Annotated in this window: 16 protein-coding genes and 1 riboswitch; of the genes, 8 read left to right on the forward strand and 8 right to left on the reverse strand. The window is 45.7% G+C overall.

Translation table 11 applies throughout. From position 1 onward, the window contains the following. Positions 1–25: 25 nt before the first annotated feature. The 3 genes from thiB to mpl all read right to left on the reverse strand — a co-directional run bounded on the left by thiB (position 26) and on the right by mpl (position 3,267). Entirely contained in the window at positions 26–1,018 is a 993-nt protein-coding gene (gene thiB, locus R7093_RS11220) for a thiamine ABC transporter substrate binding subunit (protein ID WP_047101920.1), read from the reverse strand. Between the two features lie 72 nt (positions 1,019–1,090). Continuing rightward, a riboswitch (TPP riboswitch) is annotated at positions 1,091–1,227 on the reverse strand. Positions 1,228–1,264: 37 nt separating this feature from the next. Further along, on the reverse strand, positions 1,265–1,903 hold the full coding sequence (locus R7093_RS11225; RefSeq protein ID WP_033906022.1) for a flavin prenyltransferase UbiX: 639 nt from the start codon (positions 1,901–1,903) through the stop codon (positions 1,265–1,267). A gap of 5 nt (positions 1,904–1,908) precedes the next feature. After that, entirely contained in the window at positions 1,909–3,267 is a 1,359-nt protein-coding gene (mpl, locus tag R7093_RS11230; RefSeq protein ID WP_033906021.1) for a UDP-N-acetylmuramate:L-alanyl-gamma-D-glutamyl-meso-diaminopimelate ligase, read from the reverse strand. A gap of 312 nt (positions 3,268–3,579) precedes the next feature. Here mpl and fbp point away from each other — a divergent pair, with 312 nt between their 5' ends. After that, on the forward strand, positions 3,580–4,596 hold the full coding sequence (gene fbp, locus R7093_RS11235) for a class 1 fructose-bisphosphatase (protein ID WP_005383114.1): 1,017 nt from the start codon (positions 3,580–3,582) through the stop codon (positions 4,594–4,596). A 127-nt stretch (positions 4,597–4,723) separates the two neighbouring features. Beyond that, a complete protein-coding gene (gene ppa / locus R7093_RS11240; protein WP_005379635.1) occupies positions 4,724–5,254 on the forward strand; it encodes an inorganic diphosphatase in 531 nt (176 codons plus the stop codon). 73 nt (positions 5,255–5,327) lie between these two features. Here ppa and R7093_RS11245 read toward each other — a convergent pair whose 3' ends face one another. The 4 genes from R7093_RS11245 to R7093_RS11260 are packed head-to-tail and all read right to left on the reverse strand — an operon-like array spanning position 5,328 to position 11,605. Then, complete coding sequence (locus tag R7093_RS11245) at positions 5,328–5,690, reverse strand: DUF2799 domain-containing protein (protein ID WP_005379633.1); 363 nt, start codon at positions 5,688–5,690, stop codon at positions 5,328–5,330. 49 nt (positions 5,691–5,739) lie between these two features. Continuing rightward, a complete protein-coding gene (locus R7093_RS11250; RefSeq protein ID WP_005379626.1) occupies positions 5,740–6,087 on the reverse strand; it encodes a gamma-glutamylcyclotransferase in 348 nt (115 codons plus the stop codon). 44 nt (positions 6,088–6,131) lie between these two features. Next, the gene (locus R7093_RS11255; RefSeq protein ID WP_318146654.1) at positions 6,132–9,896 is read right to left on the reverse strand and encodes a translocation/assembly module TamB domain-containing protein; all 3,765 of its coding nucleotides are present in this window, start codon (positions 9,894–9,896) and stop codon (positions 6,132–6,134) included. Then, positions 9,893–11,605 (reverse strand): autotransporter assembly complex protein TamA, encoded by a 1,713-nt coding sequence (locus R7093_RS11260; protein WP_065274120.1) that lies wholly within the window; start codon positions 11,603–11,605, stop codon positions 9,893–9,895. Before R7093_RS11260 ends, R7093_RS11255 begins: the two co-directional genes overlap by 4 nt. Before the next feature lie 167 nt (positions 11,606–11,772). Between R7093_RS11260 and msrA the strand changes: the two genes are divergently transcribed. Further along, positions 11,773–12,411: a peptide-methionine (S)-S-oxide reductase MsrA gene (gene msrA, locus R7093_RS11265; RefSeq protein WP_047101912.1), complete on the forward strand. Its 639-nt coding sequence runs from the start codon at positions 11,773–11,775 to the stop codon at positions 12,409–12,411. A 70-nt stretch (positions 12,412–12,481) separates the two neighbouring features. Here the strand turns inward: msrA and R7093_RS11270 are convergent, their stop codons facing one another. After that, positions 12,482–12,682, reverse strand: a complete 201-nt coding sequence (locus R7093_RS11270) for a DUF1107 domain-containing protein (RefSeq protein WP_005379612.1) — start codon at positions 12,680–12,682, stop codon at positions 12,482–12,484. A gap of 215 nt (positions 12,683–12,897) precedes the next feature. Between R7093_RS11270 and R7093_RS11275 the strand changes: the two genes are divergently transcribed. The 5 genes from R7093_RS11275 to R7093_RS11295 all read left to right on the forward strand — a co-directional run bounded on the left by R7093_RS11275 (position 12,898) and on the right by R7093_RS11295 (position 16,799). After that, the gene (locus R7093_RS11275; RefSeq protein ID WP_005383122.1) at positions 12,898–13,449 is read left to right on the forward strand and encodes a YtfJ family protein; all 552 of its coding nucleotides are present in this window, start codon (positions 12,898–12,900) and stop codon (positions 13,447–13,449) included. 226 nt (positions 13,450–13,675) lie between these two features. Further along, positions 13,676–13,975 carry a DUF2607 family protein gene (locus R7093_RS11280; protein ID WP_005379608.1) on the forward strand — a complete coding sequence of 100 codons (300 nt, stop codon included), beginning with the start codon at positions 13,676–13,678 and terminating at the stop codon, positions 13,973–13,975. Positions 13,976–14,108: 133 nt separating this feature from the next. After that, positions 14,109–14,762, forward strand: coding sequence for a zinc uptake protein ZrgA (zrgA, locus tag R7093_RS11285; RefSeq protein ID WP_025768357.1), 654 nt, complete (start codon positions 14,109–14,111; stop codon positions 14,760–14,762). A 52-nt stretch (positions 14,763–14,814) separates the two neighbouring features. Continuing rightward, complete coding sequence (locus tag R7093_RS11290) at positions 14,815–15,543, forward strand: ABC transporter ATP-binding protein (protein WP_005379603.1); 729 nt, start codon at positions 14,815–14,817, stop codon at positions 15,541–15,543. Continuing rightward, positions 15,540–16,799: an ABC transporter permease gene (locus tag R7093_RS11295; RefSeq protein WP_047101909.1), complete on the forward strand. Its 1,260-nt coding sequence runs from the start codon at positions 15,540–15,542 to the stop codon at positions 16,797–16,799. Before R7093_RS11290 ends, R7093_RS11295 begins: the two co-directional genes overlap by 4 nt. Position 16,800 lies beyond the last annotated feature (1 nt).

Below are 16,800 nucleotides of genomic sequence, written 5' to 3' on the forward strand. Positions count from 1 at the left end.
ATTCAGATGAGGATGGAAACGTCAGCTAAAACGTCAATGCGCTTTGCCATTCGCGAATCCAAGACTTACGCATTTTTGCCACTTCATCAGCACTAAAGCTCAACGACTTGCTTGGAACACTCAAAGTTTCAAAACCTTTAGGTAACTCAACGTCAGTGACTGGGTACATCCAGTTACCCGTTGGCATCGCCGATTGGAACTCATCACTTAAAATGAAACTCATAAATTGATCAGCAAGTTCTGAATTTTTTGCCCCTTTCACTTTGGCGGCTACTTCAACTTGCATGTAGTGGCCTTCAGCAAAATTCGCCGTAGCAAACTTCGAATCGTTTTCCGCAATTAAGTGGTACGCAGGTGAAGTGGTGTAAGAAAGCACTAAATCGGACTCACCATTGAGGAACATAGAATACGCCTCAGACCAACCTTTCGTGACCGTTACGGTTTTGCTCGCTAGCTTCTGCCACGCTTGCGTCACATCGTCGCCATAAATAGATTTCATCCATAGCATTAAGCCTTGGCCCGGCGTTGAAGTCCGCGGATCTTGGTAAATCACTTTCAGATCGTTGCGCGTTTCCACCAGCTCTTTCATGCTTTTCGGCGGATTAGCCAGTTTCTCTTTGTTGTACACAAACGCGAAGTAGCCGTAATCGTACGGTACAAACGTCGTGTCACTCCAACCGTTTGGTAACACTGTGTTAGCCGTATCCACATTGTGCTCGGCAAGCAGATCGGTTTTCTTCGCTTCTGCCATCAGATTGTTATCCAAACCTAATACGATGTCCGCTTTGCTATTACCGCCTTCAAGACGAAGACGATTCAGAATCGACACACCATCGTCCAACGCTACGAAGTTAACGTCACAGCCACATTTTGCTTCAAAAGCTTGCTCGATTTTAGGACCCGGCCCCCAATCTGCGGCAAAAGAGTCGTAGGTATAGATGGTTAATGTGTTTTCAGCGGCAAACGCTGAAGTAGAAGTGATTGCAGCTAAGGCAATCAGATTTAGAGTGGGTTTCACTGCTCGCTCTCCATGAGTATTTCAGAGAAATAAGTTGAGCGGCACAGGGTTTGAGGCGGCTATTAAGGACTTCCAATATCCAGACTCAATTCCTACGCCAGCATTATCTGGTTCAGGTAATACGGGTCCCTAGTTAAACACTTAGGTCTCAGCGCCCCAATGCATTGATTGACTCAATGCTAAATGGGTTTGCTCCCCGATGAGTTGGATGGATTGTAAAGGTATTTGAGTGGTTACACAATCAGCTCACGATCGCTGGTCATAACCCCAACGAGGCACCAAACCTTGCTCAATACCTAAGTGGTCAAGAATTCTCGCCACCATAAAATCCACTAAGTCTTCAATACTCTTTGGCTGATGATAGAAGCCTGGAGCTGCTGGCATGATGGTGACGCCCATTTGCGACAGTTTGTGCATGTTCTCCAGATGTAGCGTTGAAAATGGTGTTTCGCGAACCACGAGCAACAGCTGCCCGCGCTCTTTCATTACCACATCAGCGGCCCGCTCGATCAAGTTATCTGACATACCATGCGCAATCGCTGCAACGCTTCCCGCAGAACATGGGCAAACCACCATTTGCTTTGGTGCAGCAGAACCAGACGCAACCGGTGAGAACCAGTCATCTTTACCGCAAACGGTGATGTTATCGGGATTGCAGTTCAGGTGCTCTACCAATGCTTGCTGCGCCGCTTCTGGGCCACTTGGTAGCTTAAGATTATGCTCGGTTGCCATCACAACACGAGCCGCCGAAGAAATCAGAACGTAGACATGATAATCCGCCGCAACCAAGCATTCTAAAAGACGAAGGCCGTAGGGAGCACCAGAAGCACCCGTTAATGCCAACGTGATGGCTTTTTTATGAGAGGGTTGTGTTTTGTTTTGCATATCAATCAGGCTTTTTGTTTTAACTGCTCAAGAAGTTTTCCGTGAATACCACCAAAGCCACCGTTGCTCATGACTAGAATTTGGTCACCTGGTCGCGCACGTTCGACGATCTTGGCTACAAAGTTATCTATATCCGCATCGACAAACGCTGGCTGTGTGCATTGGTCGGCAATGTCTTGCACAGACCACTCGATATTATCTGGCTGGAACAAGAAGACTTCATCTGCACTGTGTAGTGACTCTGCAAGTGTGTTTTTGTGTACACCTCGCTTCATGGTGGCAGACCGCGGCTCTAACACAGCAAGGATGCGTTTTTCACCTACCTTGTTACGCAAACCACCGACAGTAAGTTCAATTGCCGTTGGGTGATGCGCAAAATCATCGTAAACCGTCACACCTTGTTCTTCACCTTTCAGCTCTAAACGGCGCTTGGTATTGATGAAACGCCCTAATGCCTGGCAAGCAAGATCCGGAGTGACTCCAACATGTCGTGCAGCAGCGATTGCCATCAGCGCATTATCCACATTGTGGTCACCCACCAAATTCCATTCGACGGTACCAACCTTCTCGCCTTGCAACGCAACGTCAAATTTTGAGCCATCAAGCACTAATTTGTGCGCTTGCCAGTCACCATTCTCACCAGAGAACTGTTTTTCAGTCCAGCAGCCACGCTCTAATACATCCGCTAACGCTTGATCTTTCCTCGGCGCTAAGATCAATCCATTGCCCGGTACAGTTCGCACTAAATGATGGAATTGGCGCTTGATCGCTTCTAGATCATCGAAGATATCAGCATGATCGAACTCAAGGTTATTCATGATTAAAGTGCGAGGATGGTAATGCACAAACTTAGAACGCTTATCGAAAAAAGCACTGTCATATTCGTCGGCTTCAACGACAAAAAACATGCTTTCACCCAAACGAGCAGACACTCCGAAGTTACCGAGTACCCCACCGACTAAGAAACCCGGTTGATAACCACAATCTTCAAGTATCCAGGCAAGCATGCTCGACGTGGTCGTTTTCCCATGTGTACCCGATACCGCCAATACCCAACGATCATGCAGCAAAAACTCGTTGAGCCACTGCGGGCCAGAGGTGTAACGCATGTTAGTGTTGAGCACATGCTCGACACAAGGGTTGCCACGGCTCATCGCATTACCAATCACCACAAGATCTGGTTGAGGGTCGAGTTGAGACGGGTCAAAGCCTTCAATAATTTCAATACCTTGAGACTCAAGCAGTGTGCTCATTGGCGGATAAACGTTGGCATCAGAACCAGTGACTTTATGTCCTAATTGGCGCGCTAGAATCGCTGCGCCGCCCATAAATGTGCCACAGATACCCAAGATATGAATGTGCATAAACTAAACCTTGTAATGCGTTTTTTAATGCTTTCATTATCGCGATTACCGCCTGAAAAGCGAGTGACTTTAGCCTTCTTCTTGCAGTCCCTTTCACAAATATGACAAGGTTGAACACAGACTGTACAACCTCTTGCTTACTGATGAATCCCTCAAACAAGTCTACAAATAAATTGAGATCTCAAACAGTTACTTCATTACCATTAAAAAGATCTGCGACTTAAACTTACATCCAGCGCAATCGTTTAACATCCATAAAGAGATGCTCACTTGCGCACTACCCCCAATGAAATGAAAATGTAAGGATTAACCATGTCAGGACTGCGCACCCTAGGCGAGTTCATTGTCGAAAAACAAGCGGATTTCCCCCACGCTAGCGGTGATCTATCATCCCTTTTAGCCTCCATTCGTTTAGCTGCAAAAATCGTTAACCGCGAAATCAACGCAGCGGGTCTCGGTGATATCACTGGTGCTGTAGGCACGGAAAATGTCCAAGGTGAAGATCAGCAAAAGCTCGATGTTTACGCGAACGATAAGTTCAAAGCCGCGCTTGAAGCTCGTGATCAAGTGTGTGGCGTTGCCAGTGAAGAAGAAGACGAAGCAGTTGCGTTCAATAAAGAACTCAACCAAAACGCCAAATATGTAGTACTGATGGACCCACTTGATGGTTCTTCTAACATCGATGTGAACGTCTCTGTTGGTACTATCTTCTCGATTTACCGTCGTGTTTCTCCAATCGGTACTCCACCAACTGAAGAAGACTTCCTACAACCTGGTCACAAACAAGTGGCTGCGGGCTACGTAATTTACGGCTCCTCCACCATGTTGGTATACACAACTGGTAACGGCGTAAACGGCTTTACTTACGACCCATCTATCGGCAGCTTCTGTCTTTCTCATGAAAACATGATGATTCCTGATGATGGTAAGATCTACTCCATCAACGAAGGTAATTACATTCGTTTCCCTCAAGGGGTGAAGAAGTACATCAAGTACTGCCAAGAAAACGTGCCAGAAGACGGTCGCCCATACACTTCTCGCTACATTGGCTCGCTGGTTGCTGATTTCCACCGCAACCTACTGAAAGGTGGTATCTACCTTTACCCAAGCACACAAAGCCACCCACAAGGCAAGCTACGCCTGCTTTACGAATGTAACCCTATGGCATTCCTCATTGAGCAAGCTGGCGGCATTGCATCGGACGGCGTGAATCGCATTATGGACATCAAGCCTACTGAGTTGCACCAGCGTGTACCTTTCTTTGTGGGTTCGAAGAACATGGTTCGCAAAGTTGAAGAGTTCCTTGAACTGCACCGCGACGAAGAATAATTTCAGACCTTTGTCCAACGCGGCAGGTGTTTACCTGCCGCGTTTTTGTCGCTAAAGTGAAACGCGAATTTATCATCAGATGAAGCCGCTTTTGTGTGACTCATCGTTAATGAAAAGGAATATTCTAATGAGCTTAAACCATGTACCAGCAGGCAAGTCGCTGCCTGAAGATATCTATGTCGTGATCGAAATTCCTGCAAATGCAGATCCAATCAAGTACGAAGTAGATAAAGACTCTGGTGCTGTATTTGTCGACCGTTTCATGTCTGCACCAATGTTCTACCCATGCAACTATGGCTACGTGAACAATACCCTGTCTCTTGATGGCGACCCAGTCGACGTATTGGTACCAACACCATACCCACTCATGCCAGGTTCAGTCATTCGCTGCCGTCCTGTTGGCGTTTTGAAGATGACAGATGAATCGGGTGAAGATGCAAAAGTGTTTGCGGTTCCCCACTCAAAAATCTCGAAAGAGTACGAGCACATCCAAGATGTGGACGATATCCCAGAACTACTGAAAGCGCAGATCACGCAATTCTTTGAGCGTTACAAAGAGCTTGAAGCAGGCAAATGGGTGAAAGTGGATGGTTGGGCAGATGTTGCTGCCGCCAAAGCTGAAATCCTAGAATCTTACGAGCGAGCTCAGAAAAAATAAGCATCACTGCTGATACAAAATTAACAAGAGCTGCTCTAGGGCAGCTCTTTTGCTTTCATCTTACCTGTGTCAACTAGATAGGTGCGCCTGCTGAAGACATTCGTCCAGCGTCGTAGTCATGTTGAAAGAAGGGGTCAACATCATCACAAATGCCAAAATACGGCCGCCCGATAACACCGAGCATATAAGCACTTTGCTCGCAATACTCTTGCTTGCCTTGCTGGTAACCCGCTTGATAAGCCATTATCAGTTCTGCCGTCGCATGGTTAACATCATCCAGCTTCGCAATTCGCTCCTCAGATAACTCCCGTAATCCATCTAAAGCTGACTGCTTACCAAACACTTGCCAATCGGTCACATTATTCGAAGTCGGTAGTGTTGTTTGTGCGCATGCAGCAAGAAGCAACGCCATTGATCCAATTACGAATGTTTTCATCGTGACTCCTTAGTGTTTAGCTCGTTGCTATTGATAATGTCAGTATAGCTCACACCTTTTGACACCAATCTCCGGAAGCGATTTCTTCGGTTAATTGCTCAGTATCTTGATATAAGTAGATCCAAGCTTGGCCAAACGGCGTGACGATGCTCTCTCGGCGATACTCCACTGGCACATCTTCTAACCTATCTAGCTCAGATAAGGTTTCACTGTCAATCAGGTACACCTCACCTTGAATCGAGCGTTGCCCATCAGACAACGCTGGATAAGGGCCTAAGTCATACATTGCAAATTGAGCATCCGTTTCATGTAAACCAAGAAACTGCGCCGAGCGCAAATACTGATGGTTGTACTCTCCCTTGCGTAACGTGCCGTAGACAAAAATCAAATGCTGCATAACCACTCCTTAGTCATGACTGTGTATGCTTAGGTTAAAGCACTTTAATCGAACTCAAACTGATAGAGTAGGTCAACGGCGCTATCTACACCAGATACCGCTTCTAAATACAAGTCTTGCATCAATCGGTAACGCACAGTGAACTCACCTAGGGAGTTAAAGATGCCGACACCATATTTCACCTGCAAACCTGGCAGAATATAACCACTCACCGTCACTTGCGAATCATCGCCCGACCCAGCAGTGTCCAGCTGTAAATCCTGTACGCCAAAGGCTTCACCGATTTCACCAACCACACGCCCACTCTTCGCCAAGCTTAAACCAATTAAGGTAGTAGTCATTGCATTACCACCGGCTTCACCATCAATATCTTGACCACGAAGTAGATAAGAAAGTGCATTGGCTTGGTTCATCGCGGGCTCTGAGAAAATTTCTATACTCGGATCAGATGCTGGGCCCGACACTTGTACCCCTGCAATGACATCATCTTGGGTATTGTCTGGATTACGAATCGCTTTGATAGACAAGTAAGGTTGATCTGGTGGACCATTCATCAGAATCTTACCTTCTTTAATCAATAAGTCCTGACCAAACGAACGATAAGAACCATCGACAACATTCACTTCACCAACGATGAACGGACCTTTGTCTTTTTGTGTCACGTTTAGGCTCCCTTTCAACCCACCTTTTAAGCCAAAAGCGGCAAGTTGGAAGTCATCACCAATTTTAATGTTGATGTTCGTTTCCACATCAAACGGCATCGCAGCCACATCGTCCACTGGCTGCAAGTTTTTATCGAGAATAACGGTATCACTCGATACGCCTACTGCACTTGGTGGAAGCTCTTCGACGACAATTCTTCCCCATGGCAAATTAATATCACCCTCAATTTTCGCAAGCTGAGGGGTCACATCTATTGTCATGTCAGGCTCAACTTTGATTTTTACCATTGGAGGCACATCAACATTGAGCTCTTTAGCAAATACACGCGCTTTAGTGCGCCAGTTCTGTAAGTCCTGCCAGTCGGCATCACCGGTAACGTTCAACTCACCATCCGGGGTTAAAATTCCGGCATCCAAGTCCGCTTGATGGCCTTTAAAGTTGATGACGACCTGCCCTGAGTTTATATCTATCGGTGTGACTTCACCCTGTAGCTTCATTTGGTCAATCAAGAACTGACCGTTCACCTTCGGATGCATAACGTCACCTGATATCGCTAGGTCAGTATTCATGTTTGCTTTAAACAAGCTGTACTCACCAATCAACGGTGCCAAGAAATCCAAGTGGAACGTAGAGAGTGAAACCTTACCATCAATAGTGGGCTTTTCAGTCGAGACATTCAGTAAAGAAACCTTACCAGACAAGTCGCCGTTATCTTTCACATCAAATAGCCACTCGGCATCAAGCTTGTCTTTCGCTAATGCTGCTTTAAAGTTGAAGCTTTCCCAACCGACTTTAATTGGCTGTTCAAGCGCTTGTTCAACTTGGCCTTTTGGCATATTGACACTTAAGGTTACTTCAGGCTTTTTCTCTGGTGCCCATTTAGCAAAAGCCTGTGCATTAACCGAGCCTTGCAGCTTGGTTTCTGGCGGCAGGAATTGTTTGATTTGGTCAAAATCAAAATCATTGATGGCTAACTTCGCCTGGCCACTCTTACCGACACTAATGTCTTCGGTTAGACATACGCTCGACTCCGCTTGCAACCAACAATGCGCTTGAACGTTCGCGATCTGTTTGTCGATATTGACCTTCACCGCGGTCGATTTTTGCAACGCCCACGGGCCTTGTTGCGAGCTCAGCGTCAAGCGGCGCAGCGCCCCATCCCAAATCATTTCTGGTTTCTGCTGGAATGCCCCTTCAATTTCTAAACTGGTCGACACCAGGTCAGACACTACATCGAGCGTCAGTTGATGCAGTTTTTCATCCCCAGAGACTTCAAGGTCAGCACTATCAACTTTTATGTCGTCATAGGTAATGTTGTTCGCAATTAGGCTTATGTTCGCTTTTGGTGCTGGCAGAGGCTTCACATCACCCTTTAAGGTGATCGTTTCTACGTTCGCCTGTTGCTGCCAGTTTATCTGATTTAAAGCGAGATCAAGATTGATGTCTGGTTCTTTCAAGCTACCACGTAGTGCGACTTTACCTTGCATTCTACCTGCAAGATCCGGAACACTTTTTGCAAAATCAGGGAAGTTAACCTCAACATCCATCAGAATTTGCTTATCGATCTTACCCTTTGCACTCAGTTGGTTCGGGCCATGAGAAAGCGCTAAACCCTGAGTGGTAAGTTGGATGTCTTCGCCTTTGCCGTTCTTATCAGACGCTTCAAGTTGCCCTTCAACATTCAGCGGATAACCTCGCAAAATGCCGTCAATGTCTAACTTAGGCAAACTGACTTGCCAACCGCCTTGTTCTGTTAACGACCCCGAAGTCGAAAGATTACCGCTGATATCCCCTTCGGCTTCTTTCCACTGCAATCCTGGTTGAATATTCTTCAGGTTTAAGTCAGCTTGCCAGTTGATTGGCGCGGCCCAATTGGCCATGACTTTCCCAGAGAGTTCGCCTCCTAAGGTTTTCACTACAAGGCTTTCGAGGTCAATTTGCTCTAACGTACCTTTGCCGTTTAGTGCGACATCAACGGCGGGAATATCTTTGCCTGACGCTTTGGTTTCTAATGCGACTTCGTAGCCATCAAGTGAGCCTTTTGCCGCCAAGCTTGGTACAGAAACCTGGTAATCGCTTTGTCCAAATAGCGGCCATTGCGCCTGTACATTTTTAATCGCGACATCAAACGGTAACTGCGTTTTAAGCGGTTGAATATCACCTTTGATCTCCGCTTGTACAAGCTCAGAAAGCGTAGCATTTAGTGACAAATCACCAACCGAACCCGAGACCGAAAGCGACAGTTTTTGTCCCTTCGCATCTGCTTGCTTCACTAACGCGTCCAATTGCGCTTTGATAGGGTAATCAGAAGAAAGCGTCACTTGTGTGCTCAACTTGCCTTCCACTTCTGGCATGTCGAGCTCTAACGTTTTGACATCAACACGCTCACCGCCTGCTCTTGCAACCAAACCAAGATGATTGACGATCACTGGCGTTTCACCTGCCAGTTTAAAGTTGTGAATATCCAGACGGCGCGCTTCCACCGTCAGTGGAATCCATACTTCGGGTAACACAATATCTTGCGGCGTAGCATCGGCTTCTTTCGGCTCTTCAACAACCGCTTCTGGGGCCGCTTCACTTGGTGCGAGCGCAACATTAATGTCTTTCAACGCAGTTGGTGCGATCACCAAACGATCGCCTTGCATCGACAAAGCGGTCGAGAACGTTTGCCAATCAATTTGATTACCCAGCACATTGACATTGATGTCATTAAAGCTGACTTTATTAACAAAAATTGGCACTGGCGTACTGATAGAACGCAGTGGTGGTGCTTCCTCTTGCTCCTCGCTTGCTGGCGGTAGCTCTGGCATCTTAAAGTCAAGCCCCTGCAGTCTTAACTCATCGACACAGACCTTAGGGTCAAAGAAACAGCGGAAGTTCACTGCCAAAGCTAAACGCTCGACTTTGGCGTCGATATTCAAAGACTCATCGACAAAACTGACGTTATGCAGTTCGAAGCGAGGAAACAATGAACCCTGCACTTTTTCAATCTGCAATTGTGGTAATGCTTTTTCAGCTCCCCACAAGGCAAATTTGAGGCCTGGGTGGGTAAACAAAACTGTCGCGACAATAATGATGAGCAACAGCAATAGACCAATCAAACTGAGCGACAGCCATTTGGTCCACTTAAACATCATTTTGATCATAGCTCAGGCCCCAATGAGAAGTGGATACGAAACTCTCGTTCTGGTTTTGCATCCAACCCCCATGCAAAATCAAAACTAACAGGGCCCACCGGAGACGCCCAGCGGATACCAACACCAGCACCTGATTTCCAATCTGGTGTTTCATTAAACGCATCACCAATATCGTAAAACGTTGCAGCCCACCAGTTTCCATAAACACGATATTGGTATTCTAATGTACTGCTAACAATGTATTTACCACCCGTCAAAGCACCACTCTCATCCACAGGTGAAATAGATTCATAGCCGTAACCACGAATATTATTGTCACCACCTGCGAAGAAACGCAGCGACGGTGATAGCTTTTCAAGTTCATCGGTAATATTCGCACCACCTTCTAAGCGGAACAAACCACGATGATTCTCTCCAATACCACGAATCCAAGAAGTCGAGCCAATTAAGCGGAGCACTCTAGTTTCAGAAAGCATAGCGGTATCACCATACTCAATAGTGATGCTTTGCTTGTCTCCCCACATTGGCATATTGCCCCCTCGAACCCTAGTCCGAGAAAATGTCGCACCTGGAAGTACGAAGTTGAATTCATCATCTTGTAAACCTTGCGTAAAGCTCTCGTACAAATGACGAACATAAACGGTATTATGCCAACCACCGTCTGCTAACCAATGACGTTCCACTGCAAGGTTAGACTCGATACTCTGCGTGTCACGGTTGTCTAGGTTTTTAAGCCCATATTGAACTTGATAATAATCGTTAGCGACATCTTCTAAAGGAATTTTGTAAGAAGCAGTCACGGTTTGCTCTGGCTTAGATAGGGATAAAGCAGTGTTGAAACTGTGTCCTCGGGAGCTCACCCAAGGTTTCTTCCACTTCAACGTTCCTCGAACGCCGACATCCGTTGAGTAACCAATACCCGTCTCGATCTGATTCTTCGAAGCAGGAGATAAAGACACTTTAATTGGCAAGTCTCGGCCATCATCAAGCCTATCCAATTCAGGCTCAACAAAAACTGAGGAAAACCACTCCGTATTTGATAGCTTCTGGTTAAACTCGCCCAGCTTCGAAACGTTGTATGGGTCCCCTTCTTTAAAAGGTTGTAGTGATGCGACACGGTCTTCCCAGATGTGGTTGCCAATAAAAGAAACGTCGCCAAAATTGAAACGTATTCCACTGCTGTAGTGCAAACGGACATTAGCTTCGTTCAGATCAGGGATAACCTCTAATCGACTTAGCGTAAACTCACCATTGAAGTAACCACGCTGAAGCGCCAAGTTACGAATGCCTGACTTAAGGCTGTCGTATTGGCCTTGATTCAAAACTTGGCCAACTTTGAGCGGAGAGCTCTCAATAAGTTTTGCAAACTCTTCATCGTCCTTGGCCTCTCCAGTGATGACCACATCCATGACTTTCACTTTCACTGGCAAGCCCGGCTTGATGAGCACAATTAACTCATCATTCGCTTCAGGAATAGAGTATGAAATTTTTGCATGATAATACCCAAGCGCGTTAAGCGCTTCAGTGATACTTTGATCTAATCTCGCTTGAAAACGCAGAGAAGTGGAGTAATCCTTCTCTGGAATAGATGATAGATACGCACTGACATTCTCTTCTAAAGCGCCATCAATGCCTTTCAAAGTCAAAGAAACATCGGCATAGGCACCATGAGAAAAGGCAAACAGGCCAACAATGGTGGGGAGAGCTTTTTTTATCATGCTTTTATGGCTGAATGAGGTTAAGTAAACGTAAATAATGATAACGCCAATTAGATTCTAAGTCTGTAATATTAATAGGTTTAACGCGGTCTATGTCATCACAGCATCAGATACAGACGAAATGAAAAAGTTCGCAAATTTAAGACACGTATTGAAGGACAAATACCATGCTCAACAAACAAACATTGATCAGTATAGAAGATGCCTTGCCAGGTAGAGATCAACCAATGCAGGTTGACGATCATCATTTTGTAAATAAATCTAACCTAAAGGCGCCTCTTGCGTCACACCAACAGCAGATTTTGCTCGGAATGGGCTGTTTTTGGGGCGCTGAGCGCGTATTTTGGCAACTCGACGGCGTTGTATCCACTTCGGTCGGTTACGCTGGGGGATATACACCCAATCCCACCTATGAAGAGGTCTGTACAGGTAAAACGGGTCATACAGAAGTCGTACGAGTCGTTTTCGATGAACGCGTCATCTCATTAGAAAAGCTACTGGCTGTTTTTTGGGAAAAACACGACCCAACTCAGGGAATGCGTCAAGGTAACGACTTAGGTACTCAATATCGTTCTGCAATTTACACTTATTCGACGGAGCAACTCGAGAGCGCAGAGAAATCGAAACTCTTGTATCAACAAGCACTGCAAGAAGAGCAACGCGCGAACATCACCACCGAAATACAACCAGCAGGTCCGTATTACTTTGCGGAAACCTACCACCAGCAATATTTGGCGAAAAACCCTGATGGTTACTGTGGCATCGGAGGAACGGGAGTTTGCTTCCCACCAAGCCTCCAAGGATAAACCTAACCAGCATCAAAAAGAGCGACCGATATGGTCGCTCTTTTCTAAATCTAAGTGGGTACCAAGCTAACTAAGCCGATAATGATGCTATCACTTGGTTGACTTCTTTAAAGATGGTGAGCCTTTTATGATCGTTGACGTCAGGTAGTAACACTTTGCCATTGTCGAACTGAAAACAACCAACCCCGACAATAAAAAACTGACCTTTGAACAACGTTTTAACAAAACGGGCCACTTGTAATGGTCGATATACAGCAAACTCACGTAGCATAACTCACCTCAATTCCTTTGAGAAAACACGGATTGCTTATTTTTCCTCTGCAATCTTAATGCGCAATTTGCGACGGAACTCATTTTAGCAAATTCTAAATATAACGCAAGATTACACCACTCCATACGTTAAATAAATGTTATAAACGGTCCTACAAATTTCTAAGATCTGGATATATACTGGAAGCTTCCAAACCTCGTACGGAATATAACAATATGAAAACTAAGACTCTCCTACCTCTACTACTGGCCTTAACGCCAAGCTTGACCTTTGCACACAACTTATCAGTAGGAAAAAGCGTTCCTCCTGTCAATGTTGCCGCTTACGGCGAGATTGTTTTACAAGGCGAAGGCGTTGCATACCAACCCTGGGCAACTCAACATATGCAAGGCAAAGTTCGTGTTATTCAAGCCATCGCAGGCCGTAGCAGTTCAAAAGAGATGAATGCCCCTTTAATGTCGGCAATAACAGCGGCAAATTTTCCACAAGAAAGCTACCAGACGACGACTATCATCAACCAAGATGATGCAATTTGGGGGACAGGCTCTTTCGTGAAGTCTTCAGCTCAAGACAGCAAAAAAGAGTTTCCTTGGTCATCCATGGTTCTTGATGAAAATGGCGTAGTTGCCAATACTTGGGACCTGAAAGAAGAAAGCTCGGCCATTATTGTTCAAGACAAAACGGGCAAAGTTCTGTTTGTCAAAGAGGGCGCACTTGAGCAAGATGAGATAACAAAAGTCATTGAGCTTATTAAACAGAACATCTAGCTTCATTGAATGGCTCCTTGTTCTTGTTGTAAGGAGCTATATGAATTTGATTAGAAGCATGGGCAGTGACAACTCTGCTCTTTATAAGTGCGACACTTCCACAGAGAGTATTACCAATATTTTTCGGCACGTATGTGTGGAGTTAAATTTTTCTGCTAGCCAACAAAAGAGTGAACTTTTATTCATTATGGGTGTTATATTATAACAGTCGGTAAGAGGAGCTCAGATGTACCACCACCAGCAAAAAACACTAAGATATTGGTATCGCACTGCTTTATTTTTCAGTGTTGCGTTGCTGATCGCTTGGAACTTTGCGGTTGTACTCCATCAAGTCGATCTGACGCCCGACCATCATACCCATCATCATTGCCAATTATTTTCTGGTGTTCAGCACGGTATAGCAAAGGTACAACCTACCCTCTCTACACCGACTTTTACGCGCGCCCAGCATCATCATGTTTTTTTGCATCTCGTGTACGGCGAAGAAGTTCTTGGCGCTGCTCGTGCCCCTCCTTATTTTGCTTAATTTCCAAACTATTCCACACTCAAAATTATTGAGTTCATTTCCGCACCTAGTGTGTCAGGAACAATAACTTAGTGAAACTCGAATCTGAGCAATACCGCCTTTGGTTAATGCCAGTAAAATTAGGAAAAATACAATGTCATCAAAACACGTTTTAGCCCTTGCTATTGGCCTCACTTTATCGACAGCAGCGAATGCAAACGAATACCGCCAGCATGGTGCTCATGTGCATGGTCACGTCGAGTTTAATATCGCCCAAGATGGCAAAGATCTGTTAGTAGAGATCACAGCTCCTGGAGCTGATGTTGTGGGTTTCGAACATGCTCCAGAAAACGCACAACAAGAGCAAGCGCTTAAACAAGCCGTCGCTACACTCGAAGACAGCAACGCATTGTTCGCTATTAACTCACAAGCTGATTGTAATGTTGAAGAAGCTTACGTGAGCCACAACCTAAGCGAAACTCATGAGGAACATGATCATAGTGAGCACGACCATGATGACCATGCACATCACGATCATGAAGGACACGAACACCATGATCATAATGAACATCATGATAAACATGACCACCATGACGATCATGATGAGGCGCACGATCATGGCGGTCACGGTGAGTTTTCGGTGCAATATCGCTTCAATTGCGAACAAGTTAATCAGCTTAGCCAAATCCAAACCGATTGGTTTAACCAATTCCCAACTACAGAGTCCATCAGCGTCAATATATTCACTGATACCATGCAATCAGCAATTAAATTAAGCAAAGATAACACCCAAATCGTAATCAAATAACACGAGTGGCGTGTGAGTACCCACTTACACGCCACAGCTTTGGTGATTTAATATGACTGAAACCACACCAAATGTTGTCGAGCTAGAGGATGCCCAATTTTTCTGGCCCGGTTCAACCAACCCAACCATCCACATCCCCAAATTACACATTACACAAGGCGAGCATGTGTTTATCAAAGGTCCAAGTGGCTGCGGTAAATCGACCTTGCTCGCTTTGTTGACGGGGATTAACACATTAACTTCAGGCTCTCTATCTGTACTCGATACTGACCTTGCTAGTTTAAGTGCCAGTCAGAGAGACCGCTTTCGCGCCAATCATATTGGCTACATCTTTCAACAGTTCAATTTATTGCCGTACCTTAACGTACTTGAAAACGTATTATTGCCATGTCAGTTCAGTAAAATACGACGTGACCGTGCCCATTTAGGTGCCTCATCTCAAACATTAAATGAACAGGCTCAGGCCCTACTAGAACGACTGCACTTGCCAAACGAGCTTCATACACGCCCTGTCTCTGAATTGAGTATTGGTCAACAACAACGTGTGGCTGCGGCTCGAGCTCTGATAGGACATCCAGAGTTAGTGATCGCTGACGAACCAACCTCAGCTTTAGACTATGACAATCGTAAAGCATTTATTGAGCTCCTTATGGAGCAAGCGAATCAAGCCAATGCCACACTGGTATTCGTTAGCCACGACCCAACACTCGAACCCTTATTCGATCGCACGCTCAATCTACCCGACATTAATCAAGTATCTAGCCTAGGAGCCATATCATGAGTGCTGTTGTAAAGCTCGCCTGGAAAAGCTTGATGAACCGCAAAGCGACGGCAATTCTAACCATCATGACCGTTGCGATTTCAGTGGTACTCCTCTTGGGCGTCGAGCGTATCCGAACTCAAGCGAAGGATAGCTTCGCCAATACAATTTCAGGCACTGACCTCATTATTGGTGGACGCTCTGGGCAAGTGAACCTATTGCTCTATTCTGTGTTTCGTATTGGTAATGCGACCAACAACATCGATTGGAAAAGCTACCAAGAGTTTGCCAATCATCGTTCAGTCGATTGGGCTATTCCAATCTCGCTTGGCGACTCGCATAAAGGCTTCCGAGTTATGGGAACCAATCACAGTTACTTTGAGCATTACAAGTTTGGAAGTAAGCAACCACTAACATTTAGCAAGGGCAGAGAATTCAATGGTTTATTTGAAACCGTGCTAGGTTCTGATGTCGCTAAACAACTTGGTTATGATATCGGTAGCGAAATCATCATTGCCCACGGCATTAGCGACGTTGGCTTTAGCCGTCATGACAATCTGCCATTTAAAGTTGTCGGTATCCTTGCACCTACAGGAACACCAGTCGACAAAACTGTCCATGTATCATTGGAAGCCATCGAAGCCATTCACGTCGGATGGGAAAGTGGTGCGCGTTTGGGCCCGACACCCAAGGCACAAGATCTCAAAAACAGAGACTTTCAGCCCAAACAAATTACCGCTATGCTCGTTGGTTTGAAATCTCGTATTCAAACTTTCGCCCTGCAAAGACAAATTAACACCTACCCCAAAGAGCCGCTCAGCGCCATTATGCCCGGCGTTGCGTTGCATGAGTTATGGGGAATGATGTCGGTTGCAGAGCAAGCCCTAATGGCAGTATCTGGTTTTGTCGTGATCGCAGGGTTGTTAGGTATGTTAAGCAGTCTATTAACTAGCCTACAGGAACGCCGCCGTGAAATGGCGATTTTGCGAGCCATGGGAGCAAGGCCTCGTCATGTTTTCTCACTATTAATTAGTGAAGCCAGCTTGCTCACTGCTGCTGGTATTATTACTGGCGTTACTGGGCTGTATGCCATTCTTACTATCGCGCAGCCGATCATCCAACAGCACTATGGAATACATCTCACCTTAAGCATCTTATCTACTTATGAGTGGATGCTATTAGGTTTCGTACAATGCGCTGGTATTGTGATTGGTTTCATTCCCGCACTCCGCGCCTACCGACAGTCACTGAGTGACGGAATGACAATAAGGATTTAAT

It is taken from the genome of Vibrio sp. 1580, assembly GCF_033340055.1.